Source organism: Bordetella petrii, assembly GCF_000067205.1.
In the GTDB taxonomy this organism is placed as follows: domain Bacteria; phylum Pseudomonadota; class Gammaproteobacteria; order Burkholderiales; family Burkholderiaceae_B; genus Bordetella_A; species Bordetella_A petrii.
The window spans coordinates 4,076,445-4,102,130 of sequence record NC_010170.1 but is presented as its reverse complement, the minus strand read 5'-3'; the positions used below and the strand labels follow the sequence as shown (position 1 = coordinate 4,102,130).

Genomic DNA, 25,686 nt, shown 5'->3' with positions numbered 1-25,686 from the left:
AATATATTTGAAGGTTACATATCAATGCGCACGGGGTATCCATGCACGCCAACCATTCTTCCGAGTTCCGGCAAGTGGGCGACCATGCCGCGCTGGACATGATCAATACCATCGAGCAAAGCGAGTCCGGGCCGGTGGATCGCTGGCAAACCGATGCCGATGTGCAGGCCTGGCTGGAACTGTCCGGGCTGGCGCCGGCGCGGCGCGGCGTGCCCAAAGGGCTGCTGGACAGCGCGCGAGAGCTGCGCGAAGCCGTGCGGGCGCTGGTGGCGCAACGCAAGGCGGGCCAACCCTTGAAGCTCGCCGCGTTGAATCGCGCGCTGGCCGCGGGCGGCAGCCACCTGGAACTGGCCGAAACCGGCGCGGGCCAGGTGGCGGTAGAGCGCCGTTATGCGGCTGCAACCGCCGCGCAATGGCTGTTGCCGGCGGCCGAGTCGGCCGCCGAGCTGCTGGCTCACGGCGATTTCAGCCTGGTGCGCAAATGCGAAAGCGACAGCTGCTCGCTGTGGTTCTATGACCGCACCCGTTCCCACCGGCGGCGCTGGTGCAGCATGGCCTTGTGCGGCAACCGGCACAAGGTGGCGGCGTTCCGCCAGCGCGGATCCGCCGGCCAACCGGCCTGAACGCCGTCAAGGTACGCCGTTGCGGCCATGCGCCATGAACCCGGCGCGCTCGCTCAAGCGCTGGTAGTAGGCTTGGACTTCGGGCAGGGCGGGGCGCGCGAACGGGGTCTCGAACCAGCGGTTCACCGATAGTCCGATGGCAATGTCGGCCAGGCTGAACGCCGTACCCGCAACGTGGGCTCGTGTCCGCGCGAGTCGGCCCTCCAGCACCGTCATGAAGCGCGTCCATGCCTGCAGGGATGCCTGTATGCGGGCGGCATCGGCGTGTTCGGGCGATTGGCGCGCGAGCCCCATGAAGGCGTAGCTCCAGGCCGGGTTGAGGTCGGATGCCTGCCAGTCCAGCCACTGGTCGACATGGGCGCGGGCCATGGCGTCGGATGGGTAGAGCGCGCCGCCGCCATAGCGGTTGGCCAGATAGCGGATGATGCTGTTGGATTCCCAGAGCACGAAATCGCCGTCGAGCAACACCGGCACCATGGCATTGGGATTGAGCGCCCGGAATTCGTCGGTATCCACGTCGCGGAATCCGCTGCCCCAGTCTTCCTGGCGGCAGGGCAGCCCGAGTTCGGCGCAGGCCCACAGCACCTTGCGCACGTTGATAGAGGTTCGTTTTCCAAGAATGGTAAGCATGGCGTTGTGCTGCCGGGTTCAGCGGCCCGCCAGGTCCCCGCGCCGTTCGATGATGCGGCTGGCCAGGCCGTAGGCAATGGCTTCTTCGGCGGACATCCACAAGTCCCGCTCGATGTCCTGGCGCACCCGTTCTATGGGTTGGCCGGTTTCACGCGCAATGACCTGGGCGATGCGTTCACGCGCCCTGATGATCTCTTTTGCATGGATCGCCATGTCGCTGGCCGGGCCGCCGGCGCCGCCGCTGGGCTGGTGGATCAGAAAGCGCGTCTGGGGCAGGCAGAAGCGCCGCTCGCGCGGCGCGCCCAGGTACAGGTGGGTGGCCGCGCTGCCTACCCAGCCGGTGCCGATCATGTTGACGGGCGCCGAAATGAAGCGCGCCACGTCATGGATGGCGTCGCCCGATTCCAGGTGGCCGCCCGGAGATGAAACGATCATGTCGATGGGGGCGTCGGATTCAGCGTCCAGCGTCAGCAGGCGGCGCACCGTTTCAGAAGCCACGGCATCGGTAATGGTTCCGAACACCAGCACCGTGCGGGTGCGGAAGGTTTTCTCTTCAAGAAAAGCGCTGTTTTGCCCCGCAACGGGCGCGGTGGGCGTATCGGCGTTACGTACCAGCATATCGGCAAGACTCCTTGTGTTAAGTTCACGACACATAGACGAACGAACCGCCATTGACGTGACAGCCTCCCGCGATTTCCATCCCCTGGCCCACGATGCCGCGCTGCGCAGGCGCCTGGTGGCGCTGGCCCGGCACTGGCTGGCCCATGCAGGCGAGGCCGAAGACGCCGTGCAGGACGCTTACCTGCGCACGGCGGGCGGCATGCCGCCTTCAGGGGCCGCCAGCCGCGAGGCCTGGCTGGTCACGGTGCTGCGCCACCTGTGCATCGATGCCTGGCGGCGCCAGGGCCGCTATGAGTCCGTGCTGCAGCAGGTTGCGCACGACGGCGCGTCCGCCGTCGATGAGGATTCACCCGAGCGGCGGGCCGGGCAGGCCCGACAGATCGGGCAGGCGCTGCGGCAGCTGGTGGGCGCGCTGCCGCCGGGCGATGTGGCGGTCCTGTTGTTGTACGAGGTCTTCGGGTTCAGTCATGCAGAACTTGGCGCGCTGGCCGGACGCAGCGAGGCGGCGTCGCGCCAGGTGCTGCGCCGCGCGCTGCAACGCCTGCGCCGCGCCGGCCCGGTGACGGCCGATGACGAAGACCAGGCGTGCCTGCTTGCCTTGTGCCAGCAGGCGCTGGCGCAGCGGGACCCCGCGGTGCTGGTCGCCGTGCTGCGCGCCGCCAGGCCCCAGGCGATGCTGGCGTGCGCGCCGGCCCCGCGCATGGCCCGCGAAGACGCCGCCGCGGCGCCGCGCGCGCGACTGGTGCAGTCCGGCAATCAGCTTGCGCTGCTGGTTGTTACCGACGATGGATCCGTCGCCTGCTTGCCGCTGGGCGAGGCCCTTGCCGAACCCGCTTGAGGCCGTCGCGGCGGCATAGCGCATGCCTTCGGATCCTGCCTGGCAATGCCGGGCTTTTTTCGGACCCGATGTAACCAGTAAAAATTAAGTTGACAGGTTACTAAAAATGCGTAGACTGGGCCCCATGCTTCGTTGATTCGGGCATTTCCCCGCCGTCATTTACTCATTCGGAACCTGCCATGACCGCTTACGCCGATACCGTTGTCCATTACCGCCACGTCCATGCCGACGGGCTGCGCTTCTTTTATCGAGAAGCGGGCGATCCGCAGGCGCCGGTGCTGTTGCTGCTGCACGGCTTTCCCAGTTCGTCGCATCAGTTCCGCAACGTGATCCCGCGGCTGGCCCGCAAGTTCCGCGTGATCGCGCCCGATCTGCCGGGCTTCGGCTTTACCGAAGTGCCCGCCGAACGCGGCTACCGCTATACGTTCGACAACCTGGCCAAGTCGTTGGAAGCCCTGGTCGATGAGTTCGGGCTGGCCCGCTACGCGCTGTACTTTTTCGACTATGGGGCGCCCACCGGCCTGCGTCTGGCCGTGGCGCATCCTGAGCGGGTTACCGGGCTGGTATCGCAGAACGGCAATGCCTATCTGGAAGGTCTGGGCGACGCCTGGGCGCCGATACGCGCGTATTGGGACCGCCCGTCGGCGGCCAACCGGCAGGCCATCCACGACGCCATCCTGAATTTCGAGGGCACGAAATGGCAGTACGTGCATGGCGTGGCCGATCCGGACAGCATCGCGCCCGAAAGCTATGCGCTGGATGCGGCCCTGCTCGAACGGCCCGGCAACAAGGAGATCCAGCTAGACCTGTTCCTGGACTACGCCAACAACCTGAAGCGCTACCCGGATTTCCAGGAATTCTTCAGACAGGCCAGGGTGCCCACGTTGGCCATCTGGGGGCGCAACGATCCCTTTTTCATTCCGCCGGGCGCCCAGGCCTATCAGCGCGACAATCCCGATGCCGTGGTCGAATTGCTGGACACGGGCCACTTCGCGCTGGAGACCCATGGCCAGTACATCGGCCAGCGCATTATCGACGTGCTGGGCGCGGGCTGATGGGCTTTCGGTCGCGCGCTCAGTCCGGAATGGTCGGCTCGACCAGCCTGGCCAGCTGCATCAGCGATTCCTGCCAGCCCAGGTAGCACATTTCTACGGGAATGACCGACGGCACGCCTTCTTGCACGATGCTGACTTCGGTGCCGCACGCCACTTGCCGCAGCGAGACCGTGGTCTGCATCTGGCCGGGCAGATTGGGGTCGTCGAACTCGTCTGTGTAGCGGATTTTCTCGTGCGGCACCAGGTCGAGATATTCGCCGCCGAAGGCATGGCCGTTGCCGGTGCCGAAGTTGCGGAACGACATCCTGAAGGTGCCGCCGACCTTGACGTCCATGTGGTGCACCTGGCAGGTGAAGCCGTACGGCGGCAGCCACTTGGCCACGGCGTCGGGTTCTAGGAAGGCGCGGTAGATGCGCTCGGGAGCGGCGCGCAGGACGCGATGAAGCTTGACGGTTCCGGTGGTCATGGTGCGTTTGCCTGTCAAAAGAGTGGATGTATGGCCGCGACGATCCACGGGCACCCGTATCGACAGGATGGACGCTAGGGAAAACCCTTAAGTGCCCGGCCCACCGCGGGGGGATCGCGCAGATACTGCAGCACAGACTGATGATCGCCGGCGAACACGATGCGTTGTGATTTGCGCTGGCGCTGGTACGCGTACATGGGATCGTAATACTGCGCCAGCAGGGCTGCTATCCAGGCCCGATGGGCATCGACGCGGCCGCTGCGCTGCTGCTCGGCCAGGGCCGCGTCCATGACGCCCGCCAGCTGCCTGTGGCGTTCGCCGCCCAGGCGCCTGGAAATGTTGTCCAGGCTCTGGCGCAGGCGTTCGGCGAACCGGTCGAACCCCTGTTCCGGACCATGGACGTCGACGAACTCGGCGCACAGGTCGATGACGTAGTCGCGCAGAATGCGATTCACACGGTTTTCGGTGGTGTCTTCCAGCCAGACGACCGGGTACTCTTGCATACCCCGGTACAGCTCGAAGGGCAGGCTGCAGGCGCCGATGGCCTGGCTTTCGTCTTCCAGCACGAAGCGGTCGTGGCCGGCCGCGCGTTTTTTCAGGATGTCGATGGCCAGGCGATTGTCGAAGTCGATCTGGGTCGGCTGGCCAACCGCGTGCTTGCCGAAGCTGGAGCCGCGATGGTGGGCGTGATGCTCCAGGTCGAGGCTGTTGTCGAGCTGGCGCAGCAGGTCGGTTTTGCCGGTGCCCGTCATGCCGCCCAGCACGACGAAGCCGCATTGGGCGACAGCGTCGTCAATGGTTTGCAGCAGAAAGCCGCGCATCGCCTTGTAGCCGCCGATGACGCGCGGGTATTCGATGCCAGCCTCGTTTTTCAACCAGGCCTGGCTGATTTGCGAGCGCAGGCCGCCGCGAAAACAGTACAGGTAACCATCGGGATGAGCGCGCGCGAAGTCGGCCCATGCCGCCACGCGCCGCGCCTTGATCGGCCCGCTGACCAACTGGTGGCCCAGGGCAATGGCCGCGTCCTGGCCGCGCTGCTTGTAGCACAGCCCCACCTGCTGCCGTTCGGCGTCGTCCATGAGCGGCAGGTTGACCGCGCCGGGGAAGGCCCCTTTGCTGAACTCGGTGGGCGCGCGCGTGTCCAGCATGGGAACGTCGCGCAGGAAAAGCTCGCGGTAATTGTTGGTGTCGGCGCGCATCAGACGACTTCGACGGCGTAGCGCCGCGCCTGGATCAGTTCGCCGATAGGCGAGAGCTTCAGGCCGGATTCGGCGGCGGCAGCCAGGAACTCGGCCTCGCCTTCCGGCGCCACGGCGACCAGCAGGCCGCCGCTGGTTTGCGGATCGCACAGCAGGTTGATCTGCTGCTGGCCCAGCGGCGCGATGCGTTCGCCGTAGCTATCGAAGTTGCGGCCGGTGCCGCCCGGCACGCAGCCTTCGGCCAGGTAGTGATCGATGCCCGGCAGGCGCGGCACCTGGTCGAACGCGATGCGGGCGCTGACGCCGCTGCCGTCGGCCATTTCCACCAGGTGGCCCAGCAGGCCGAAGCCGGTGACGTCGGTCATGGCCTTGACGCCTTCCAGTTTGCCGAAGCGGCTACCGGGTTTGTTCAGGGTGCACATCCAGTCGCGGGCCAGGTGGACGTCTTGGGCGCGCAACTTGGATTTTTTCTCGGCGGTGGTCAGGATGCCGATGCCCAGCGGCTTGGTCAGGTACAGCTTGCAGCCGGCCGTGGCGGTGTCGTTGCGCTTGAGGCGGGCCTTGTCCACCACGCCGGTGACGGCCAGCCCGAAGATGGGCTCGGGCGCGTCGATGGAGTGCCCGCCGGCCAGCGCGATGCCGGCGGCGTCGCAGGCCGCCCGGCCGCCGCGCACCACTTCGCGCGCCACCTCGGGCGGCAGCACGTTGACGGGCCAGCCCAGGATGGCGATGGCCAGCAGCGGATCGCCGCCCATGGCGTAAATATCGCTGATGGCATTGGTGGCGGCGATGCGGCCGAAGTCGAAGGGATCGTCGACGATCGGCATGAAGAAATCGGTGGTGGAAACCACGCCGCGCGAGTCGTCCAGGCCGTAGACGGCGGCGTCGTCGCGCGAGGCGTTGCCTACCCAGAGCCTGGGGTCGAGGTTCTGCGCCCCGCTGCCGGCCAGGATGACATCCAGCACTTTAGGGGAAATTTTGCAGCCGCACCCGGCTCCGTGGCTGTATTGGGTAAGGCGGACCGGGGTGTCCATGAGGCATTCCGTAGTATGTGACGTAATGGCGACGATTTTAAAGCAGTGGCCCGTTGTGGAGTAACCTTGCGCATCCTCTAAACCCTGCAGGGCGGCAAAAATGAAGAAAACTGATCTTGAGAAAAACAAGGCCCTGAAACTGATGGGCAAGCTGAACGCCGCCCAGGCCCCCAGCCGCTACGGCGCGGCCGCCGCGGCCGTGCCGGATCGTCGCGAGCAGCGCCGGCTGGATCAGGCTGCGGGCCTGGTGGCTTTCCCGGTCAAGCTGCGCCAGCCGCTGATCGATGCGCTACGCGCCAGGGCCGGCGCCGATGGCGTCCCGGTCAACGTACTGGTGAATGTTCTGCTGGAAGCCGCGTTGCGGGAAGGGGACTGACAGCCATGCACATCTGGGTGGATGCCGACGCTTGCCCCGCCGTGATCAAGGACATTCTGTTCCGTGCGGCGCAGCGCTGGCAGCGGCCGCTGACCCTGGTGGCCAACCAGATGCTGCGCACACCGCCATCGCCCCTGATCCGCGCCATTCAGGTGCCGCGCGGGTTCGACGTGGCCGACGGCTATATCGTTGAACACGCCGGCTCCGGCGACCTGGTCATCACGGGCGACATTCCCCTGGCGGCCCAGGTGCTGGAAAAGCAGGCCCTGGTGCTGAGCCCGCGCGGCGAACGCTATACCGCCGACACCATCCGCGAACGCCTGTCGATGCGCGACATGATGGAAGAGCTGCGCAGCGCCGGCATCGATACCGGCGGCCCGGCCGCCTTCAGCCAGGCCGACCGGCGCGCCTTTGCCAACGCGCTCGACCGCCTGATGCTGGCCAGCGCGCGGGCATGACGGGTTGCGCTTCGCGGGACGTGCATCGGGCGCGCCTGTCGCGCGCCGCGCCGCTTCAACCCGCGGGCGCCCATACCCGCGCTTCGCGCAGGTCGATGCGCCGGGGCAGTAATTTGTTGGCCAGGAAAACGTCGCCGATCTGCTGCTGGCGGTCGAGATTGGCCGCCGAAACCGGGCGCACATCGTAGGTGCGCCGCTGGTTGGCGGCCGCGACGATTGCCGGATCCAATCCCCAGGCCGGCGCCAGCAGGGCTGCCGCTTCGCCGGGCTGCTGCTTGACCCAGGCGCCGGCCTCGCGCAGCGCATCGAACACCTGGGCCACGATATGGGCATGGGCGTCTACATAGGGCGTGGACGCCAGGTAGTAGCGCGCGTAGTCCGCCAGCCCCTCGCGCCCGTCTGCTAGCAGCCGCACGCGCTCGTGCTGTTCCACTGCGGCATAGAAGGGGTCCCAGATGGCCCATGCATCGATCGAACCGTTGTCGAAGGCGGCCCTGCCGTCGGCCGGGCTCAGGTAGGCCTGCTGGATGTCCTGCACGTTCAGGCCGTGCCGTTCGAGCGCCGCGATCACCAGATAATGCGCGCCCGCGGCGCGGGCGAAGCCGACCTTCCTGCCCTTCAGGTCGGCGATGGAGCGGATGGGGGAGTCGGCGCGCACGATGATGGCTTGCGCCGATGGGGCGGGGGTTTCACGGGCGTAGTAGGTCAATGCCGCGCCGGCCGCCTGGGCGAACAGCGGCACGGTGTCGGCCACGTCTGCGCTGAGATCGATGGCGCCCACGTTCAGGGCTTCCAGCAATGGCTGCCCGTTGGTGAACTCGTGCCACGAGACCGCGACGCCCTGTTCGGCCAGGCGCTTTTCCAGTGTGCCCTGCACCTTGAGCACGGTGATCAGGGTGGATGATTTCTGGTAGCCGATGCGTAAGGTCTTGGCCGCGCGGGCCGGCGAGGGCAATGGCAGGCAGGTGGCCAGCGCGGCGCCGGCCAGCGCGCTCAGTGCCGCGCGGCGCGCGGGGTTCAACAGGAATGAGCGGGTCATGGTGTGGGGTAATGGCTGCGTGTCGTGTCAGGCGAATCATTCTCAGACCTTTGTTCTCCGCCGCAAAAGACAAATAAAAAATTAATTAAGAAGCTGCGCGGCGCGTTGTTTATGCGTTGTCCGCATAAGCAACAAGAAAACAATTCCTTCCGTTTCTGGCCGCGCCTGCGGCACCATGAATCAAGGCCATACACACAGGCTGATGCCGAAACAGGAGAAATAAAGATGAACAAAAGAAGCTGGCTGGCTGCCTTGCTGGCGGCCACGGTGGCTGCTGCCTTGCCGATTTCCGGCGCGCAGGCGCAATCGGGCCGGGAATTGCTGAATGTGTCTTATGACCCGACGCGCGAGCTTTATCGCGCCGTGAACGAAAAGTTCGTGGCGGCTTACAAGAAGGAGAAGGGCGCGGCCCTGACAGTCCGCCAGTCGCATGGCGGCTCGGGAAAACAGGCCCGCTCGGTGATCGACGGGCTGGACGCCGACGTGGTGACCCTGGCCCTGGCCTATGACATCGATGCTATCGCCGACCGCGGCCTGCTCGCCCAGGATTGGCAGGCCCGCCTGCCGGACAACAGCTCGCCCTATACGTCGACCATCGTGTTCCTGGTGCGCAAGGGCAACCCCAAGCAGATCAAAGACTGGGACGACCTGGTGAAAGACGGGGTCGAAGTCATTACGCCGAATCCCAAGACTTCGGGCGGCGCGCGCTGGAACTACCTGGCTGCCTGGGCCTACGAACTTGATCGCAGCGGCGGCGATGCCGCGCGGGCGAAAGAGTTCGTGCGCCAGCTGTACCAGCACGTGCCGGTGCTGGATACCGGCGCGCGCGGTTCGACCACGACCTTTGTCGAGCGCGGGCAGGGCGATGTGCTGCTGGCGTGGGAAAACGAGGCCTTCCTGGCGCTGAATGAGCTGGGGCCCGACAAGTTCGACATTGTCGTGCCGTCGCTGTCCATCCTGGCCGAGCCGCCGGTCACCATCGTGGATCGCAATGTCGACAAGAAAGGCACTCGTGAGCTCGCCGAGGCTTACTTGAAGTTCCTGTACACGCCCGAGGCGCAGGACATCATTGCGCAGAACTACTATCGCCCCATCAACCGGGACGTGGCGGCCAAGTACCGCGACAAATTTCCGGACCTGAAGCTGGTCAAGCTGGGCGAGGTGTTCGGCACCTGGCGCGAGGCCCAGAAGACGCACTTCAGCGATGGCGGCACCTTCGACCAGATCTTCCAGGCCAAATAGGTTTATTCAGCACCCACGGAACGGCAAGCATGGCGCGCCGGGCGCTCGTCCTGGCGTGCCGCTTTGCGGCGCGTGGTGTTCCAAGACTCATGAGGATACGAGCATGCAAGCATTCCAGTTCAAGCAGTTCGCGGCCCGCCCGCTGCGCGCCATCGCGGCGGCCATGGCGCTGCTGACCGCGGCAATGCCCGCCGCGCATGCCGCGTCGGAAAAACTGCGCATCGCCGAACAGTTCGGCATTGTGTACCTGCTGCTGAACGTAGCGCGCGACCAGGGCTATATCGAGCAGCGCGGCAAACAGGCTGGCGTGGATATCGAGGTCGAATGGGTGAAGTTGTCGGGCGGAAGCGCCGTCAACGAGGCCTTGCTGTCCGGGTCCATCGACATCGCGGCGGCCGGCGTCGGCCCCCTGTTGACGATATGGGATCGCACCCATGGCAGGCAGGGCGTCAAGGGCATTGCTTCGCTGGGAAATTTGCCCACCTACCTGGTCAGCACCAATCCCAAGGTGAAGACGATTGCCGACCTGGGCCCCGATGACCGGATCGCGTTGCCGGCCGTGCGGGTGTCGGTGCAGGCCAGGTACCTGCAGATGGCGGCCGCCAGGCAATGGGGCGACGCCCAGTACGACCGGCTGGACAAGCTGACGGTAGGGCTGCCCCATCCGGATGCGACCGCTGCCATCATCAACGGCGGCACGGAAGTGACAGCCCATTTTGCAACGCCGCCGTTCTGGAATCAGGAACTGGCGGGCAACCCGCAGGCTCACAAGATCCTGTCGTCGTACGACGTGCTGGGCGGCCCCGGTTCTTCGACGCTGCTGTTTGCCACCACGCGCTTTCAGCAGACGCGGCGCAAGGTCTTCGATGCGTTTCTGGATGCACTGCAGGATGCCGAACAGTTCGTGAAGGCGCACCCCGACCAGGCGGCCGACATTTATATCCGCACCAGCGGCGCCCGCATTGACCGCGATTTTCTGGTTTCCATCATCAAAGACCCGGACATCCAGTACCAGACCACGCCCGAGAATACTTATCCGCTGGCGAAGTTCATGCACCAGGTCGGCGCGATCAAGAACCTGCCCGCTTCATGGAAAGACTATTTCTTCGATGACGCGCGCATCGCCGCGGGCAGCTAACGCAAAGCCGCGACGCGGCCGGTGTGTTCGGCCGCTGTGCGCAGCAGGCGCGCGCGGTCGATTTTGTTGGTGCTGGCCAGGGGAAGCGCCGGCACGAACCAGACATGGCGCGGATGCTGACAGGCCGTGGCGCGCGCCAGCGCGAATGGCTTGATGGCGGCCTCGTCGGCGGCGGCGCCGGCGCGCAGCACCACGAAGGCCACGGGCTTGGTGCCCTTGATGTCGTCTTCAATGGGGACCACGCAAGCCATTCTAGGTAGCGCATTTACCGCCATAAACGAATAATATTTGCTATGCATATTCCCCTTGCGGGCTGCTCAGTAAGGCGCCCAGCGCCATGCTGCCCCGATACGCCCCGGGCCACTTACACTATTCGCTTTGCCATATAACGAGAATTTCATGAGACATTCGCTTTCCTCGCTGGGCCTGGCGCTGGCCCTGTCATTTCCCGCGATGGGCGCCGTGGCGCAGCCGGCCCAGCCCGCGGCCTCCACCGCCCAGAAAGCCCCTCGCGATCCGTTTTTCTGGCTGGGCGAGATCAACAAGGCCACCGCCGTCATCAATGCCGACGAAGGGCTGCTCGACAAATCCATGGCGCCGCGCCTGGCGGCAGGCGTGGCCAAGGTAATCGAAGACGGCAACCAGCCGGGCGCCAAGCGGCCGGCCACCGTGATCACCTTCGAGCCGCTGCTGATCAAGGCCGCGGGCCAGGACGTCACGCTGCTGCATGCGGGCCGCTCCAGCCAGGACATGCACGCCACCTACCGCAGCGCCATTCTGCGCGACAAGCTGCTCGATCTTGCCGACCAGCTCAACGCCACCTCTACCACGCTGGTAAGTCTGGCCGCCAAGCATGCCGACACCATCGTGCCGAACTACACCAACGGCGTGGCCGCGCAGCCCAACAGCTATGGCCACTACCTGCTGGGGCACGCGGCGGGGCTGGACCGCGACGCGCAGCGCATACGCGAGGCCTATGCCCGCATCGACCGGTCGCCCATGGGCACCACGGTGCTCAACGGCACCAGCTGGCCGCTGAACCGCAAGCGCATGGCGCAATACCTGGGCTTTGCGGCGCTGGTGGACAATGCCTACGATGCGTCGCAAATCTCTTCCATGGACCAGCCGGTGGAGGTCGCGTCTATCGTGACCAGTATCGCGCTGCACACCGGCAACTTCGTCGAGGACGTGATGACGCAGTACGCGCAGTCGCGCCCGTGGATCCTGCTGGAAGAGGGTGGCGGTAATACCTATGTGTCAAGCGCCATGCCGCAGAAGCGCAACCCGGGCCTGCTGAATGGCACCCGCAGCGCCGCGTCCACCGCCGTGACGCTGGCCATGGGCCCCGTGCTGCAGACTCACAACATCACGCCGGGCATGAGCGATCCCAAGAGCGTGAAGCAGAATTCCGCCATGGTCGACAGCGCCATCACTGTGTTGCAACGCTGGAACCGCGTGTTGAAGGCCATGGTCATCAGCCCGGATCGCGCGCTGGAAGAATTGAACAGCGACTGGACTGCATCGCAAGAGCTGGCCGACGTGCTGATGCGCAAATACAAGCTGCCGTTCCGCGTGGGGCACCATTTCGCGTCCGAGGTGGTGAGCTACGCGAAGGCCAACAACATCAAGCCGCTGGATTTTCCGTACGATCAGGCGCGGCGCATTTACGAAGAGGCGGTGCATGGCTCGAAGTATCCCGCCGAGCTGCCGATGGCCGAGGCCGAATTCCGCGCCACGCTCGACCCGGTGGCGATCGTGAAGCACCGCGCCACGTCGGGCGGCCCGCAGCCTGCGGAAATGCAGCGCATGCTGAACGAGGCGCGCGAGCGCCTGGCCGCCCAGGATGCCTGGGTCCAGGCCCGGCGCAAGCATATCGACGATTCCCTGGCCGAACTGGACAAGCAGTTCGATCAGCTGGTCGCCAGCGGACAGGGCAGCTAGCCGCACGGAGCCTTAATTGGACCAGTTCAACGAAATTGGCGTGTTCGTCAAGACGGTGGAGCTGCGCAGCTTTACGAAAACCGCCGATGCGCTGGAGACGTCCAATGCAACGGTCAGCCGGATCATCTCGAAGCTCGAGGCAGATCTGGGAGTCAAGTTGCTCGAGCGCACCACCCGGCGTGTCAGCCCCACCCCCGACGGCCTGGCGTTCTACCAGCGTTGCAAGCTGATTCTCGACCAGCTCGAAGAGGCCAAGAACGAGGTGACGGCGCTGCGGGATACGCCGCGCGGCACGTTGCGCGTGGTGCTGCCCGTAAGCTACGGCAAGCTGTGGATCATGCCGCTGCTCAACAGCTTCGCCAAGCGGTTTGCGGAGCTGACCATCAGTGTCACACTTTCCGACCGGCTCGACGACCTGACCGAAGACAACTTCGATGTCGCATTGTCGATCGGCGAGACCACCGAGGCCCGCCTGGTGGCGCGCAAGTTGCGGCAATCGCGCATCGTGACCGCCGCGGCGCCGGGCTACCTGGCCGAATGGGGCACGCCGTCCGTGCCGCAAGACCTGGCCCAGCACAATTGTCTGTTGTATGTCAGGCCCGGCAAGCGCCTGAAATGGCTATGGGATTTCGTCGACGCCAGCCAGGCGCATCACAGTGTGGCGGTGCACGGCAACCTGCTCGTCGACAATGGCGAGGCCCTGATGGATGCCGCCGCGCAGGGCGTGGGCATTATTCAGGCGCCCGATTACGTCGTGCTGCCCCAGCTGCAAAAGGGCGCCCTGGTCGAAGTGCTGGGCGATTATCGTCCGGCGGGCCCGGCGATCTGGGTGCTGTATCCGCCCAGCCGCCAGCGCGCCAGCCGGGTCCAGATGCTGCTCGACGAGCTGTTCGTCATGGCGGGCTCGTTGCCGGGCGTCAGCGCCGAGGCCGAGCCGGCAGCTCACTGAGCCGGGTCGGCGGCGGCCGCGGCAATGCGTGCAATGCCGGCGAGCGGGCAGTCCACCACCGCCGCGCGGCCGGCCCCCAGCGCGGCCAGCGCCATCAGCAAGCTGAGCAGGGCGCACAGTAACAGCGCGGCATGCCAGCCGCCGGTGGCTTCGTGCAGGGCGCCGGCCAGCACTGGCCCCGCCGACGCAAGTAAGTAGCCCATGCATTGCGCCATGCCCGACAGGGTGGCGGCGGATTGCGGCCCGCTGGTGCGTAGGGTGACGAACGCCAGCCCCAGAATGACACCGGCGCCGGTGCCCAACCCCAGCAACACCACCCAGGCCTGGCTCCAGCCAGGCAACGCGAGCAATCCGGCCAGGCCGGCAAGCGACAATAGAGCGGCGCTGCCGCCCAGCAATCGCTGATCTCGCATGCGCCGCAGCAGTGGCGCGACGAACAGCGCGGGCACGGCGGACATCAACTGCAGCAGCCCATGCAGGGCGCCCGCCTGGGCGCTGGTATAGCCGACATCGTGCAGAATGGCGGGCAGCCAGCCGATGCACACATAGAAGACAAACGAATTCAGGCCCAGGTAGCACGTGACGTGCCAGGCCAGGGGTGAACTCCATACGCCGCAGGCCGGGGCTGCGAGGCCAGTCGCGGGCCGCTGCCGGGGGCGCGCCAGCTGGGGCGCCCATGCCAGCGCCGCCAGCAGCGGCGGCGCCGCCATGGCCAGCGCCGGCCAGCGCCAGCTTCCGCCCGACACGCCGGCCAGGGGAATGGCGATGGCCGAAGCCAGGCCGGCGGCGATGCTCATGGCCAGCACATAAGCGGCGGTGAGGGCGGCAGCCTGTTCCGGGAAGTCGCGTTTGAGCAGGCTGGGCAGCAGGACGTTACCGATGGCGATGGCGCAGCCGGCCAGAGCGGTGCCGGCGAACAGGTAGAAGACCGACCCGGCCGACCGCAGCAGCACCCCCAAGCCCAGCAAGGCCATCGCGGCAAACAGGCTGCGTTCGTGCCCGTAGCGGCCGGCCAGTGGCGGCGCGGCCAGCGACACCATGGCGAACGCAAGCAGCGGAAGGGTGGTCAGCATGCCGGCGGCAGCCGCGCTCAGGTGCAGCTGGATGCGGATCAGGTCAATCAACGGCGCGATGCCGGTCAACGGCGCGCGCAGCGACATGGCGATCAGCATCACGCCGGCAAGCGCCGCGGCTGGCCGGCGGCCAAACCGCGACAGCAGGAAAGGTCGATTCATGGGTTGCTCGATACGGAATAAGGCGGACGGGACGTTATTGCGTGTGCTCCGGCGGTGGCGGCCTGTATGTTGGACGCCGGCATCTTGGAAGCCTGCATTCTGTTCCCGGCCCGGGGCGCGAAAAACGGGGCGCCATGCAGAACTTCTTTTCCGTCCTGGAACAATTCCCTGGGCTCGCCGCACAGCGCTACTATCTGGCCCGGCGCGGATGCGCAGGCATCTGCTTATTGTTCATATGATGGCTATGGTCAAGTGATATGATGGCCTTCAACGCGCTGTGCCGCAGGAGAACCCCATGAAAGCCCCTCCCCCCGCCCAGGCAAGAAAGAAAACCCTTTCGTCGCAGGTGGCGGACGAGCTTCGGTCGCGTATCGAGGGCGGCATGTACGCCCCGGGCGACAAACTGCCCACCGAACAGGTGCTGGTAGAAAAATTCGGCTTCAGCCGCACGGTCATTCGCGAAGCCGTGGCCACTTTGCGCGCCGACGGCTTGCTGGAATCCCGCCAGGGGGCTGGCGTTTTCGTGCTGGGGCCGCAGCAGTCGGACGAAACCCTGACGCTGTTCTCGCACGCCACCGACAAGATCTCGGACATTATTGAAGAGCTTGAATTGCGCATCGGCATCGAAGTCGAGGCGGCCGGGCTGGCGGCGGCGCGCAGTTCGCCCGCGCAGGAAGCGGAAATCCAGGCCGAGCTCGATAACTTCGCGCAACTCATGTCCGAAGGCCGCTCCACCGACGAATCCGATTTCCGCTTTCACATGGCCATTGCGGCAGCCACCAACAACAGCCGGTTCAAGACCTTCCTGGAGCATATCGGCCGGCGCATGATTCCGCGCGTGAAGTTCCGCACGGTGATGGGCGGGGTAGATCCGCTGCCCAACCGCGACCACACCATTCTGGCTGAACACGCCGAGATCGCCGAGGCGATTTTCGCCAGCGATGTGGACCGCGCGCGCGACGCCATGCGCCGTCATCTGCTGATTGGTATCCAGCGTTACCGCTCGCTGACGCGCCGCAGCCCGGTGCCCGCACAAACCGATTGACGTGCCTTCAAAAGTCATAATATGATTTCTTGGAAATACATACTATGACACTGAGAGGCACGCATGTCCCCCCAAGAACTCAAGGCTCGTATCGCGTCCGGGCTGTTGTCGTTTCCTGTCACGCACTTCAATGCTGACTTCAGTCTGAACCTGCCCAGCTACCAGAAGCACGTTGCATGGCTGTCGGGCTACGACGCCGCGGCGCTGTTTGCCGCGGGCGGCACGGGCGAGCTTTTTTCCCTGACGCCGCAGGAAATCGGCGAGGTGACCCGCGCCGCGAAAGAAGCGGCGGGCAGCGTGCCCATTATTTCGGGCTGCGGCTATGGCACCGAGCTGGCCAAAGACATTGCGCGCCGCGCCGAGCAGGCGGGCGCCGATGGCTTGCTGCTGCTGCCCCATTACCTGATGGAAGTGCCGCAGGAAGGCATCTACCAGCACGTCAAAGCAGTGTGCGATTCCACCGGCCTGGGCGTCATTGTGTACAACCGCTCGAATTCGGTGGCCAATGCCGACACGGTGGCGCGCCTGGCCGACGCCTGCCCCAATCTGGTCGGCTTCAAGGACGGCACCGGGCAGACCGGGCTGGTGCGCCGCATTACCGCCAAGCTGGGAAACCGCCTGAGCTACATCGGCGGCATGCCCACGCATGAACTGTTCGCGCAGGGTTTCAATGGCCTGGGCCTGAGCACTTATTCGTCGGCGGTCTTCAACTTTGTGCCCGAACTGGCGCTGCGCTTTTACAAGGCGCTCAAGGCCGGCGACGAAGCCACCATGGCGCAGATCCTGGACAGCTTCTTTTTTCCGTTCGCCGACATCCGCGACCGTGAAAAGGGCTATGCGGTGTCCATCATCAAGGCGGGCGTTGAGCTCATCGGCCACACGCCGGGGCCGGTGCGCGCGCCGCTTACCAACCTGACGCCGCAAGAGAAAGACATGCTGAAGGCGCTCATCGCGAACGCCGGCAGCTGAACGGCGCGGCAGCCTGCACTGGACCGCGCCGCGGCGCGGTCCGCCACCGGCAATCGCCGACAAGAACAGCGCAAGACTGTTGCACAACCCCCAACGGAGGAAGACATGAACCCAGCAGGCATCGTTTCACTTGTCTCGGCGGCCATCCTGGCCGGCGCGGCGGGTCCCGCCCTGGCGCAGGGCGGCAATCATGACGTGCGGATCGTGCTGCCCGAGCAGCCGGCCAACCTGGAACCCTGCGGCAGCATCATGACCAACGTCGGCCAGGTGCTCAACCAGAACGTCACCGAGTCGTTGACTGTCATCGACGCCAAGACCGGCAAGGCCATGCCCAAGCTCGCCACCAGCTGGGAGCAGGTCGATCCGAACACCTGGCATTTCAAGGTGCGGCAAGGGGTGAAGTTCCATGACGGCGCCGACCTAAACGCCAAGGCGGTGGCCTTTTCCATCGAACGCATGACGGGCGGCAAGCTGACCTGCAACAACATGGCCAAGTTCGGCAACGCCAAGCTGACGGTCAAGCCGCTGGACGACTACACGGTCGAGATCAAGTCCGACCGGCCTCAGCCCATCCTGCCCACGCTGCTGAGCGTGGTGATGGTCGTGTCGCCCAATACGCCGGTGGACAAGGCCGTGAACGACCCGATCGGCACCGGCCCCTTCAAGCTCACGACCTTCAGCCCGCAGACGGTGGTGCTGGACCCGTTTGCCGGCTACTGGGGCAAGAAGCCGGTGGTGACCAAGGCGACCTACGTGTGGCGCCAGGAATCGTCGATTCGCGCCGCCATGGTGGAAACCGGCGAAGCCGACCTGACGCCGTCCATCGCCATCCAGGACGCCTCTAACCCCAAGACCGATTTCGCCTACCTGAATTCGGAAACCACCGCTATCCGCATCGACCTCGAACAGCCGCCGCTGGACGACGTGCGCATCCGCAAGGCGCTGAACCTCGCCATTGACTGGGACGGCCTGAGCCAGCTGTTTGGCGACGACATCCAGCGCGCCTCGCAGATGGTGGTGCCAGGCATCATTGGCCACGACGACAAGCTCGAGGCCTGGAAGTACGACGCCGACCAGGCCCGGAAACTGGTGGCGGCCGCCAAGGCCGATGGCGTGAAAGTCGATACCGAGATCAAGCTGATCGGCCGCAACGGCATTTACCCCAACGGCGCGGAAGCCATGGAGGCCATGATGACGATGTGGCAGGGGGTGGGCCTGAACGTCAAGCTGGTGATGCTGGACGTGGCCGACTGGACGCGCTATCTGCAAAAGCCGTTCCCCGCCGAGCGGGGCGCCAACCTGGTGCAGATGATGCACGACAACAACAAGGGCGACGCGGCGTTCACGATTCCTATCTTCTACCGTTCCAGCGGCCAGTACTCCACGCTGAATGATCCGGCCGTGGACAAGGAAATCGACGCCGCGATGGCGGCCACCGGCCAGGCGCGCGAAGACGGCTTCAAGAAGATTTTCCGCCAGATGCGCACCGAGGTCGTGCCGGACATTCCCATGTTCCACATGATCGGCTACACCCGCGTGGGCAAGCGCCTGGACTGGAAGCCGGACATCACCACCAACAGCGAGATCCCCCTCGCGAACATTCAGTTCAAAGACTGATGCGCTTCGCCGGAGCCACCGCCCGCGCAGGCGCGGCGGCGGTTCCGGCGGCTGCCTTCCCAGCAAGCCAAGGACCCGATCATGCTGCATTATCTTGGACGACGGGCGTCCTATAGCGTCATCTCGATACTGGGTCTGCTGACCCTGGTTTTCTTCCTGACCCGCCTGACCGGCGATCCTTCCGCACTGTACCTGCCGCTGGATTCCACGCCGCAGGCGCGCGCGGCCTTCGCCCATCTGCACGGGCTCGACCAGCCCATCTATATCCAGTTCTGGAATTACCTGGCCGACCTGCTGCGGCTGGATTTCGGCGAGTCGATGCGGCAGCACCGCTCGGCCATTGAAGTGGCGCTGGAAGCGTTCCCCCAGACGTTGAAGCTGGCCTTCGTGGCCATGCTGCTGTCGCTGTCGCTGGCTATCGTGGTGGGGGCGCTGGCCGCGGCCCGGCCGCGCGGGCTGTTCGACCGCATCGCCACCGTGGTGTCGCTGGCTGGCGCCAGCGCGCCGGACTTCTGGGTGGCGATCGTGGCTATCCTGGTGTTCGCCGTGGGCATGGGCGTGCTGCCTACATCGGGCACGGGAGGCTGGGAATTCTGGGTCATGCCGATTTTCGTGCTGATGCTGCGCCCCTTCGGCCTGCTCGTGCAGGTGGTGCGCGGCACCATGCTGACTTCGCTGGCCTCGCCCTATATCAAGACCGCGCGCGCCAAGGGCCTGCCCCGCCGCGTGGTGGTGTTTGGCCATGCCCTGCGCAATTCACTGCTGCCCGTCATTACCGTGGCGGGCGACCTGGCCACGGGGCTGGTCAACGGCGCGGTCATCGTCGAGTCGGTGTTCGGCTGGCCGGGCATCGGCAAGCTGATGATCGACTCGATCATTCAGCGCGACTTCGCGGTGGTGCAATCGACGATCCTGGTCACCGCGACCGCGATCTTCATCCTGAACATCTTGATCGACCTGCTGTACGCGGTGCTCGATCCACGTGTGCGGTACTGATCATGTCTGCGATTCCATCCACTGTTCAAGCGATGTCGCCGGCGCGGCCAGGCCGCGCCCGGCTGCTGTTCTGCTACCTGAAGCGCGACAGGCTGGCGCTGGCCGCCGCCATGTTCCTGGTTCTGCTGGTGCTGGCCGCGCTGCTGGGCCCATGGCTGATGGGCGACGCCGCCACCAAGCTGGGCCTGCGCCACCGCAACATGGCGCCCTTCGGCCTGGATGCGGGCTGGCTGTATGTGCTGGGCGCCGACACATTGGGCCGCCCGATTCTGCCGCGCCTGGTGGTGGGCGCCAGCAATACCCTGGGCATTGCCGCCGCGGCGGTCTGCGCCTCGATGCTGACGGGCGGGCTGCTCGGACTGGTGGCGGGCTACACCGAAAGCTGGTACAGCCACGTCATCCAGCGCGGCGCCGACATCATCATGAGCTTTCCGTCGCTGCTGCTGGCGTTGATCGTGCTGTATACGTTGGGGCCCAGCGTCACCAACCTGGTGATTGTGCTGGCCATCACCCGCATGCCGGTCTATTTGCGCACGGCGCGCGCCGAGGTGCTGGAGTTGCGCGAGCGCATGTTCGTCAGCGCGGCGCGCTCGATGGGGGCCAGCTCGGCGCGCATCGTGCTGCGCCACATCGCCCCGCTGGTCGTGCCCACGCTGATGACCATATCGGCCATCGACTTCGCCACTGTCATCCTGGCCGAGTCGGCGCTGAGCTTCCTGGGACTGGGCATCCAGCCGCCCGAGTTCACCTGGGGCGCGATGGTGGCCAACGGACGCGGCTACTTGTCCACGGCCTGGTGGATCGCGTTCTGGCCGGGGCTGGCCATCATGCTTACCACGCTCTCGCTCAACATCCTGTCAAGCTGGGCCCGCACTGTGGCTGACCCCCAGCAGCGCTGGCGGTTGCAGAAATTGAAGAAGGCGGCACGATGAATACCGAAGCAGAAAAACAGCCCATTCTGCGCATCGACGGGCTGACCGTGGACTTCCTGTCTGACGGCGAGCCGGCGCGCGCCGTGGACGATGTGTCGTTCCACGTGCACGCGGGCGAGACGCTGGTCATTCTGGGAGAAAGCGGATCGGGCAAGAGCGTCAGCACCAGCACGGTGATGGGGCTGGTGGATTGCCCGCCCGGCGATATCGTACAGGGCCGCATCTTGTTCCAGGGCCAGGACCTGACCCGCCTGGACGACGAGGCGCGGCGCCGCATCAACGGCTGCAAGATCGCCATGATTTTCCAGGACCCGCTGGCCTACCTGAACCCCGTGTACACGGTGGGCCGGCAAATCGCCGAGGTCTTTCAGCACCATGGGGCAGCGGATGCCCGGCAGGCGCGCGCACGCGCCATCGAGCTGCTGGCCCGCGTGGGCATACGCGAGCCCGAGCTGCGCGTCGACTTTTATCCGCATCAGTTCTCGGGCGGTCAGCGCCAGCGCGTGATGATTGCCATGGCCATTGCGCTGGAGCCCGACGTGCTGATCGCCGATGAGCCGACCACGGCCCTCGATGTCAGCGTGCAGGCGCAGATCCTGGACCTGCTGCGTGACCTGCAGCGCGAGCGCCGCATGGCGCTGATCATGATCACGCACGACCTGGAGGTGGCCGCTTCGATGGCCGACCGCGTCATCGTCATGAAATCCGGGAAGATCGTCGAAGCGGGCGACGCGCGCGAGGTGTTCACCAATCCCCGGCATGACTACACGCGCACGCTGACCTCGGCCCTGCCGCACGGCGACCTGGCCGACGCGTCGAATCGCCGCTCCGGCGTGGTGGCCCAGGAGGCGGTGCTGCGCGTGGAGCACCTGGTCAAGGAATACCGCCTGAGGTCGGGCGCGTTCGCCGGCAAGCGGGTGCTGCGCGCGGTGGACGACGTCAGCTTCGAGGTTTGCCGCGGCGAAACCGTGGGCATAGTGGGTGAGTCGGGCTCGGGTAAATCGAGCGTGGCCCGCATGCTGCTGCGCCTGTTCGAGGCGACCTCGGGCGCGGCCTATTACAACGGCGTGAACATCTTTGACATGGACGAGCGCCAGATGCGCAAGTTCCGGCGCAAGGTACAGATGGTGTTCCAGGACCCTTTCGGGTCGATGAATCCGCGCATGACCGTGCAGGAAATCATCTCGGAACCCTGGGCGATTCATGGCGACATTCTGGCCAAGTCGCGGTGGCGCGACCGCGTGGCCGAGCTGCTGGAACTGGTGGGCATGCGGCCCGACCATGCGCCGCGCTACCCGCACCAGTTTTCAGGGGGGCAGCGGCAGCGCATCGCCATTGCCCGCGCGCTGGCCAGCGAACCGGAACTGGTGGTGTGCGACGAGGCGGTGTCGGCGCTGGATGTGTCGATCCAAACGCAAGTCATAGACCTGCTGGCCGACCTGCGCACCCGTCTGGGCCTGTCGTATGTGTTCATCACGCACGACCTGCCCATTGTGCGGCACTTCGCCGACCGCATCATCGTGATGCGGCAGGGCAAGATCGTCGAGCAGGGGGCCACCTCGGCCATCTTCAATCAACCCGCGCACGCGTACACCCGCAGCCTGCTGGCGGCCACGCCACAGCCCAAGTGGCTGCGCGCCGGCCGCGAGCAAGCCGCCGGCGCCGTGCCGGCATGATGCCCGGAACCCAATACTGTCATGGCTGATTTCTGCTACGCCGAAGAGGCGCTGGTCCAGTTCGCGCAACACTGCCTGCTGGCGGTCGATGTCGACGCGCCCATCGCCGCCGTGGTGGCGCGCCGCGTCGTGGACGCCGATCTGTACGGCCATGCCACGCACGGACTGGCGCTGCTGCCACGCTATCTGAAAGAGATTTCGGAAGGCGCCACCCAGCGCCGCGGCGAGATCCGCCGCATATCGGAGAAGGGCGCCTGCCTGCTATGGGATGCCGCGATGCTGCCGGGCCATTGGGTGTTGCACCAGGCCATCCAGGCGGCCCTGCAGCGCGTGCCTGCGCAAGGCATGGTCAGCATCGCCGTGCGGCACAGCCAGCATATCGGCGCGTTGCAGGTCTACCTGCCCGACCTGACCGACGCCGGCTACTTGTGCCTGCTGTGGGCCACCGACACCAAGGTGCGTTCGGTGGCGCCATTTGGCGGGCTGGACCCGGTGCTGACCAGCGAACCCATAGCCGCCGGCATTCCGACGCGCGGCACGCCGATCCTGATCGACACCACGACCTCGCTGACCAGCAACAGTTTCGTCAAGCAGGTGCAGGCGCGCGGCGAGCGGCTGCCCTGGCCCGCGCTGCTGAGCGCGGACGGGCGGGTGACCGACGATCCCGGCGCCCTGGCCACCGACCCGCCAGGCACCATCTTGCCGCTGGGCGGCATGGATCATGGCTACAAAGGCTATGCCATGGCGATGCTGGTGGGCGCGATGTCGCTGGGCCTGTCGGGGCTGGGACGCCTGTCGGGCGAGAAGGCCCAGGGCTTTCTGTTGCAGGTGATCGATCCTGATGCCTTTGCGGGGCGCGATATTTTCCTGGACGAGATGCAGGCTCTGGCAGACGCCACGCGCGCCGCCCGCCCCATCGACCCGGCCCGGCCGGTGCGCGTGCCGGGGGACGCGGCCCTGGCTCGCGCCGAACGGCAGCGCCGTCACGGGGTGAGGCTGGGCGCCGACATTTCCGCCGCGCTCGAACCCTGGAGCCAGCGGCTGGGCGTGCCGTTTCCCACGGCGCTGCACGGCTGAGGTTTCTCCAGGAGGCTTAGGCGCTGGAAAAGGCGGCCGCGCGGCCGCCGCGATTTCATTGGAAGTGTCATGATCGATATTGTGTTCCACGGCCAGAATGCCGCGACGTATCTGGCGGATTTCCGTGCCGCGCTGGTATCGGCCGCCCGCATCCAGGTTGTGCCGGACAAGCTGTCGGCGGCGGCCGACATCCAGGCGTACCGGCAGGCCGATGTAATTGTCGGCAACCGCCTGGATGCCACCATGCCCCGGCCCGAGCGCGCCAGGCTGTACCAGGTGTGCGCGGCAGGCTACGACCGCATCGATATGGCGGTGCTGCCGGACGGCGCCGCTGTTTGCAATTGCCACGGGCACGGCCCGGCCATCGCCGAGTACGTGATGGCCGCCATCCTGAGCCGGTGCGTGCCGCTAGAGGACGCTCATGTGCGCCTGGCGCGCGGCGATTGGCACTATAGGGCGGGCTCGCCGGGCGCCTTGCACGACGAGATCGGCGCGGCGACGCTGGGGCTGCTGGGCTATGGCCACATCGGCCAGGCCATCGCCCGGCGCGCCAAGGCATTCGGCATGCGCGTGCTGGCCGCCAACCGCAGCCCGGTGCCGGTTTCAGGCGACGTGGACGCGTGGTTTGGCCTGGACGCGCTGGACGGCTTCTACCAGCAGTCCGATTACATCGTGGTGTCGTTGCCACTGATGCCGGCAACCGAGGGGCTGGTCGGTGCGGCGGCCTTTGCGCGGATGCGCGCCCACGCCATGCTGATCAATGTGGGACGCGGGCCGGTGGTGGACGAGCAGGCTTTGTACGAGGCCTTGCTGCGCGGACGCATCGGCGCGGCGGCCATCGATACCTGGTACCAGTATCCGTCGCGCGCAGGCGAGGTGGCCGAGCCTTCGCGGCTGCCGTTTGCCCGGCTCGACAACGTCATCATGACGCCGCATATGTCGGCCTGGACCACCGGCACCATCGCGCGGCGCGCAAAAGCGATGGCGGCCAACGTGGACGCGTGCGTGGCAGGGCGCGAGCTGGCGAACCGGGTCAACAAGCCGGCCTAGCGTCAACGGCCGCGACGCGCGGCATCAACGATCGCGGCCGCCCCGGCCGCCGTGATCGCCTCCACCGGACCGCCCGCCGCCCGAGCCACGATCCGCGCGGGCGGTTTCGCGTTGCGCCTGCTGGCGGCGCGTGTCTTGTTGCTGGCGCGCCTGCTGCTGCCGTACCTGCTGCTGCCGTTGCTCGGCTTGCTGGCGCTGCCTTGACTGCTGTTGCTGCTGGCGTTGCGCTTCCTGGCGCTGGCGTTGTTCCTGCTGCCGGTGCTGCGCTTCCTGGCGCTGGCGTTGCTCCTGCTGCCGGTGCTGCGTTTCCTGGCGCTGGCGCTGCTCTTGCTGCTGGCGTTGTGCTTCCTGACGCTGGCGCTGCTCTTGCTGCTGGCGTTGTGCTTCCTGACGCTGGCGTTGCTCTTGCTGCCGGTGCTGCGCTTCCTGACGCTGGCGCTGCTCGTGTTGCTGGCGCCCTTGCCGTTCGTGCGCGGCATCGCGCCGGCGCTCGGCCTCGCGTGCCGCCTGGCGGCGGTCGTGTTCGCGTTGCACCGCGATTTCGTGTTTGGTGGGGCCACGCTGGATGCCGCCTTTCCCGCCGTGGTAGCTGACTCGGCGATGGTCGTCGTGTTTGACCACGACCTTGCGGCTGTACACATTGGTGATGCGCGTGACATTGATGTTGTTCACCTCGCGGTTGTAGTAGAAGCGGTCGCGCTTCCAATAGCCGCCGTGGTAGCCGGTGCCGATGTAGCCGAAGCCGTAGTTGATGCCGCCGTAATAACCCACCTGGCGGCCCCAGTAGCCTGGATGCCACCGGTAGGCATTGCCGGCGTAAGCCCAGTAGCCCGGTGTCCAGAGCGCGCCGACGAAGGGCGGCAGTACCCACGCGCCCGGCACCCAGTAATAGCCTTGGTGATTCACCGCCCAGTATCCGGGGGTCCAGATGTAGCCCGGGCCCGGAATCATGGGTTGGCTGTAGGCGGGAAATGGCGGCGGAGGCTCGTTCCAGGCGTTCACGCCGATGCTGATGGATACGTCGGCCAGCGCGGGACGGGGCGCGGCCGCGATGGCCAGCAGCGCGCCCGCGGCCAGCAGCGTGGCGGACAATCGTTGGAATGTGTTCATGTCGTGCTCCCGACAGGAAGGTCAATATCGGTAATGGCGCGGGCCGCCGTGGTAATGCGCCGGCGGTCCGGGGTACGCATACGCGGAGCCCGAGCGGTAATGCCCGTGGTGGTGGTGGCTGGGCACCACAATGCATCCGGCAAGCGTGGTGGCCATGACCAGCAGTGCTGCGATCGTTTTCATGGCGGTTGCTCCTTCAATAGTGCGCGGGTGATTCAGCGCACTCGCGCCCATTTATGCACAGAGCAAGGCAGTTCGGACGTTTCTGTAATGGCTTCGAAATCACTTAATCGTGACCAAAGCGCTTATTCGTGACCGACTGTGTAAAGGCGTTGCATCCCCCGCCGCGACGACGGCGCGGGACCATGAA

The 25,686-nt window shown here is 66.0% G+C and carries 27 protein-coding genes; 17 read left to right on the top strand and 10 right to left on the bottom strand.

The features are described 5' to 3' along the window. Window positions 1-41 precede the first annotated feature (41 nt). Window positions 42-623: a CGNR zinc finger domain-containing protein gene (locus BPET_RS19760; protein WP_012250785.1), complete on the top strand. Its 582-nt coding sequence runs from the start codon at window positions 42-44 to the stop codon at window positions 621-623. Window positions 624-629: 6 nt separating this feature from the next. Here BPET_RS19760 and BPET_RS19755 read toward each other — a convergent pair whose 3' ends face one another. Beyond that, window positions 630-1,253 carry a glutathione S-transferase family protein gene (locus BPET_RS19755; RefSeq protein ID WP_012250784.1) on the bottom strand — a complete coding sequence of 208 codons (624 nt, stop codon included), beginning with the start codon at window positions 1,251-1,253 and terminating at the stop codon, window positions 630-632. 18 nt (window positions 1,254-1,271) lie between these two features. Further along, the gene (locus BPET_RS19750) at window positions 1,272-1,871 is read right to left on the bottom strand and encodes an ATP-dependent Clp protease proteolytic subunit (RefSeq protein ID WP_041863088.1); all 600 of its coding nucleotides are present in this window, start codon (window positions 1,869-1,871) and stop codon (window positions 1,272-1,274) included. Window positions 1,872-1,929: 58 nt separating this feature from the next. On the opposite strand from BPET_RS19750, the gene BPET_RS19745 reads away from it, so the two are divergent. Together BPET_RS19745 and BPET_RS19740 are read left to right on the top strand one after the other, a co-directional pair. Continuing rightward, window positions 1,930-2,712: an RNA polymerase sigma factor gene (locus BPET_RS19745; RefSeq protein WP_050978268.1), complete on the top strand. Its 783-nt coding sequence runs from the start codon at window positions 1,930-1,932 to the stop codon at window positions 2,710-2,712. Between the two features lie 179 nt (window positions 2,713-2,891). Further along, window positions 2,892-3,767 carry an alpha/beta fold hydrolase gene (locus tag BPET_RS19740; protein ID WP_012250781.1) on the top strand — a complete coding sequence of 292 codons (876 nt, stop codon included), beginning with the start codon at window positions 2,892-2,894 and terminating at the stop codon, window positions 3,765-3,767. A gap of 19 nt (window positions 3,768-3,786) precedes the next feature. On the opposite strand, the gene BPET_RS19735 is transcribed toward BPET_RS19740, so the two are convergent. The 3 genes from BPET_RS19735 to selD all read right to left on the bottom strand — a co-directional run bounded on the left by BPET_RS19735 (window position 3,787) and on the right by selD (window position 6,466). Next, window positions 3,787-4,233 carry an SRPBCC family protein gene (locus BPET_RS19735; protein ID WP_012250780.1) on the bottom strand — a complete coding sequence of 149 codons (447 nt, stop codon included), beginning with the start codon at window positions 4,231-4,233 and terminating at the stop codon, window positions 3,787-3,789. 74 nt (window positions 4,234-4,307) lie between these two features. Then, window positions 4,308-5,432, bottom strand: a complete 1,125-nt coding sequence (gene mnmH / locus BPET_RS19730; RefSeq protein WP_012250779.1) for a tRNA 2-selenouridine(34) synthase MnmH — start codon at window positions 5,430-5,432, stop codon at window positions 4,308-4,310. Then, the gene (gene selD, locus BPET_RS19725; protein WP_012250778.1) at window positions 5,432-6,466 is read right to left on the bottom strand and encodes a selenide, water dikinase SelD; all 1,035 of its coding nucleotides are present in this window, start codon (window positions 6,464-6,466) and stop codon (window positions 5,432-5,434) included. The genes mnmH and selD overlap by 1 nt, the downstream gene beginning before the upstream one ends. A 100-nt stretch (window positions 6,467-6,566) precedes the next feature. Here selD and BPET_RS19720 point away from each other — a divergent pair, with 100 nt between their 5' ends. Then, entirely contained in the window at window positions 6,567-6,842 is a 276-nt protein-coding gene (locus tag BPET_RS19720; protein WP_012250777.1) for a hypothetical protein, read from the top strand. Between the two features lie 5 nt (window positions 6,843-6,847). Further along, entirely contained in the window at window positions 6,848-7,300 is a 453-nt protein-coding gene (locus tag BPET_RS19715) for a YaiI/YqxD family protein (protein ID WP_012250776.1), read from the top strand. 55 nt (window positions 7,301-7,355) lie between these two features. Here BPET_RS19715 and BPET_RS19710 read toward each other — a convergent pair whose 3' ends face one another. Further along, window positions 7,356-8,339, bottom strand: coding sequence for an aliphatic sulfonate ABC transporter substrate-binding protein (locus BPET_RS19710; protein WP_012250775.1), 984 nt, complete (start codon window positions 8,337-8,339; stop codon window positions 7,356-7,358). Window positions 8,340-8,564: 225 nt separating this feature from the next. Between BPET_RS19710 and BPET_RS19705 the strand changes: the two genes are divergently transcribed. Together BPET_RS19705 and BPET_RS19700 are read left to right on the top strand one after the other, a co-directional pair. After that, the gene (locus BPET_RS19705; protein ID WP_012250774.1) at window positions 8,565-9,581 is read left to right on the top strand and encodes a sulfate ABC transporter substrate-binding protein; all 1,017 of its coding nucleotides are present in this window, start codon (window positions 8,565-8,567) and stop codon (window positions 9,579-9,581) included. Window positions 9,582-9,684: 103 nt separating this feature from the next. After that, complete coding sequence (locus BPET_RS19700; RefSeq protein WP_012250773.1) at window positions 9,685-10,719, top strand: ABC transporter substrate-binding protein; 1,035 nt, start codon at window positions 9,685-9,687, stop codon at window positions 10,717-10,719. Here BPET_RS19700 and BPET_RS19695 read toward each other — a convergent pair. After that, window positions 10,716-10,961: an AMP-binding enzyme gene (locus BPET_RS19695; protein ID WP_231852623.1), complete on the bottom strand. Its 246-nt coding sequence runs from the start codon at window positions 10,959-10,961 to the stop codon at window positions 10,716-10,718. The genes BPET_RS19700 and BPET_RS19695 overlap by 4 nt on opposite strands. 157 nt (window positions 10,962-11,118) lie before the next feature. Here BPET_RS19695 and BPET_RS19690 point away from each other — a divergent pair, with 157 nt between their 5' ends. Continuing rightward, the gene (locus tag BPET_RS19690; RefSeq protein ID WP_012250771.1) at window positions 11,119-12,660 is read left to right on the top strand and encodes an argininosuccinate lyase; all 1,542 of its coding nucleotides are present in this window, start codon (window positions 11,119-11,121) and stop codon (window positions 12,658-12,660) included. 16 nt (window positions 12,661-12,676) lie between these two features. Then, window positions 12,677-13,609 (top strand): LysR family transcriptional regulator, encoded by a 933-nt coding sequence (locus BPET_RS19685; protein WP_050978267.1) that lies wholly within the window; start codon window positions 12,677-12,679, stop codon window positions 13,607-13,609. Here the strand turns inward: BPET_RS19685 and BPET_RS19680 are convergent. Continuing rightward, on the bottom strand, window positions 13,603-14,844 hold the full coding sequence (locus BPET_RS19680; RefSeq protein ID WP_012250769.1) for an MFS transporter: 1,242 nt from the start codon (window positions 14,842-14,844) through the stop codon (window positions 13,603-13,605). The two genes, BPET_RS19685 and BPET_RS19680, sit on opposite strands and share 7 nt — an antisense overlap. 295 nt (window positions 14,845-15,139) lie before the next feature. Here BPET_RS19680 and BPET_RS19675 point away from each other — a divergent pair, with 295 nt between their 5' ends. The 8 genes from BPET_RS19675 to BPET_RS19640 all read left to right on the top strand — a co-directional run bounded on the left by BPET_RS19675 (window position 15,140) and on the right by BPET_RS19640 (window position 24,206). Then, a complete protein-coding gene (locus BPET_RS19675; RefSeq protein WP_012250768.1) occupies window positions 15,140-15,889 on the top strand; it encodes a FadR/GntR family transcriptional regulator in 750 nt (249 codons plus the stop codon). Window positions 15,890-15,952: 63 nt separating this feature from the next. Further along, entirely contained in the window at window positions 15,953-16,858 is a 906-nt protein-coding gene (kdgD, locus tag BPET_RS19670) for a 5-dehydro-4-deoxyglucarate dehydratase (protein ID WP_012250767.1), read from the top strand. A 105-nt stretch (window positions 16,859-16,963) separates the two neighbouring features. Continuing rightward, window positions 16,964-18,475: an ABC transporter substrate-binding protein gene (locus BPET_RS19665; protein ID WP_012250766.1), complete on the top strand. Its 1,512-nt coding sequence runs from the start codon at window positions 16,964-16,966 to the stop codon at window positions 18,473-18,475. An 81-nt stretch (window positions 18,476-18,556) separates the two neighbouring features. Next, complete coding sequence (locus BPET_RS19660) at window positions 18,557-19,471, top strand: ABC transporter permease (RefSeq protein WP_012250765.1); 915 nt, start codon at window positions 18,557-18,559, stop codon at window positions 19,469-19,471. A 2-nt stretch (window positions 19,472-19,473) separates the two neighbouring features. After that, entirely contained in the window at window positions 19,474-20,403 is a 930-nt protein-coding gene (locus tag BPET_RS19655) for an ABC transporter permease (RefSeq protein WP_012250764.1), read from the top strand. After that, the gene (locus BPET_RS19650; protein WP_012250763.1) at window positions 20,400-22,079 is read left to right on the top strand and encodes an ABC transporter ATP-binding protein; all 1,680 of its coding nucleotides are present in this window, start codon (window positions 20,400-20,402) and stop codon (window positions 22,077-22,079) included. The genes BPET_RS19655 and BPET_RS19650 overlap by 4 nt, the downstream gene beginning before the upstream one ends. A 21-nt stretch (window positions 22,080-22,100) precedes the next feature. After that, window positions 22,101-23,156, top strand: coding sequence for an Ldh family oxidoreductase (locus BPET_RS19645; RefSeq protein WP_012250762.1), 1,056 nt, complete (start codon window positions 22,101-22,103; stop codon window positions 23,154-23,156). Window positions 23,157-23,225: 69 nt separating this feature from the next. Then, complete coding sequence (locus BPET_RS19640) at window positions 23,226-24,206, top strand: 2-hydroxyacid dehydrogenase (RefSeq protein ID WP_012250761.1); 981 nt, start codon at window positions 23,226-23,228, stop codon at window positions 24,204-24,206. A 24-nt stretch (window positions 24,207-24,230) separates the two neighbouring features. Here the strand turns inward: BPET_RS19640 and BPET_RS25550 are convergent, their stop codons facing one another. Further along, window positions 24,231-25,316, bottom strand: coding sequence for a YXWGXW repeat-containing protein (locus BPET_RS25550; RefSeq protein ID WP_012250760.1), 1,086 nt, complete (start codon window positions 25,314-25,316; stop codon window positions 24,231-24,233). 21 nt (window positions 25,317-25,337) lie between these two features. Continuing rightward, window positions 25,338-25,499 carry a hypothetical protein gene (locus BPET_RS27110; RefSeq protein WP_173376849.1) on the bottom strand — a complete coding sequence of 54 codons (162 nt, stop codon included), beginning with the start codon at window positions 25,497-25,499 and terminating at the stop codon, window positions 25,338-25,340. Window positions 25,500-25,686: the final 187 nt, after the last annotated feature.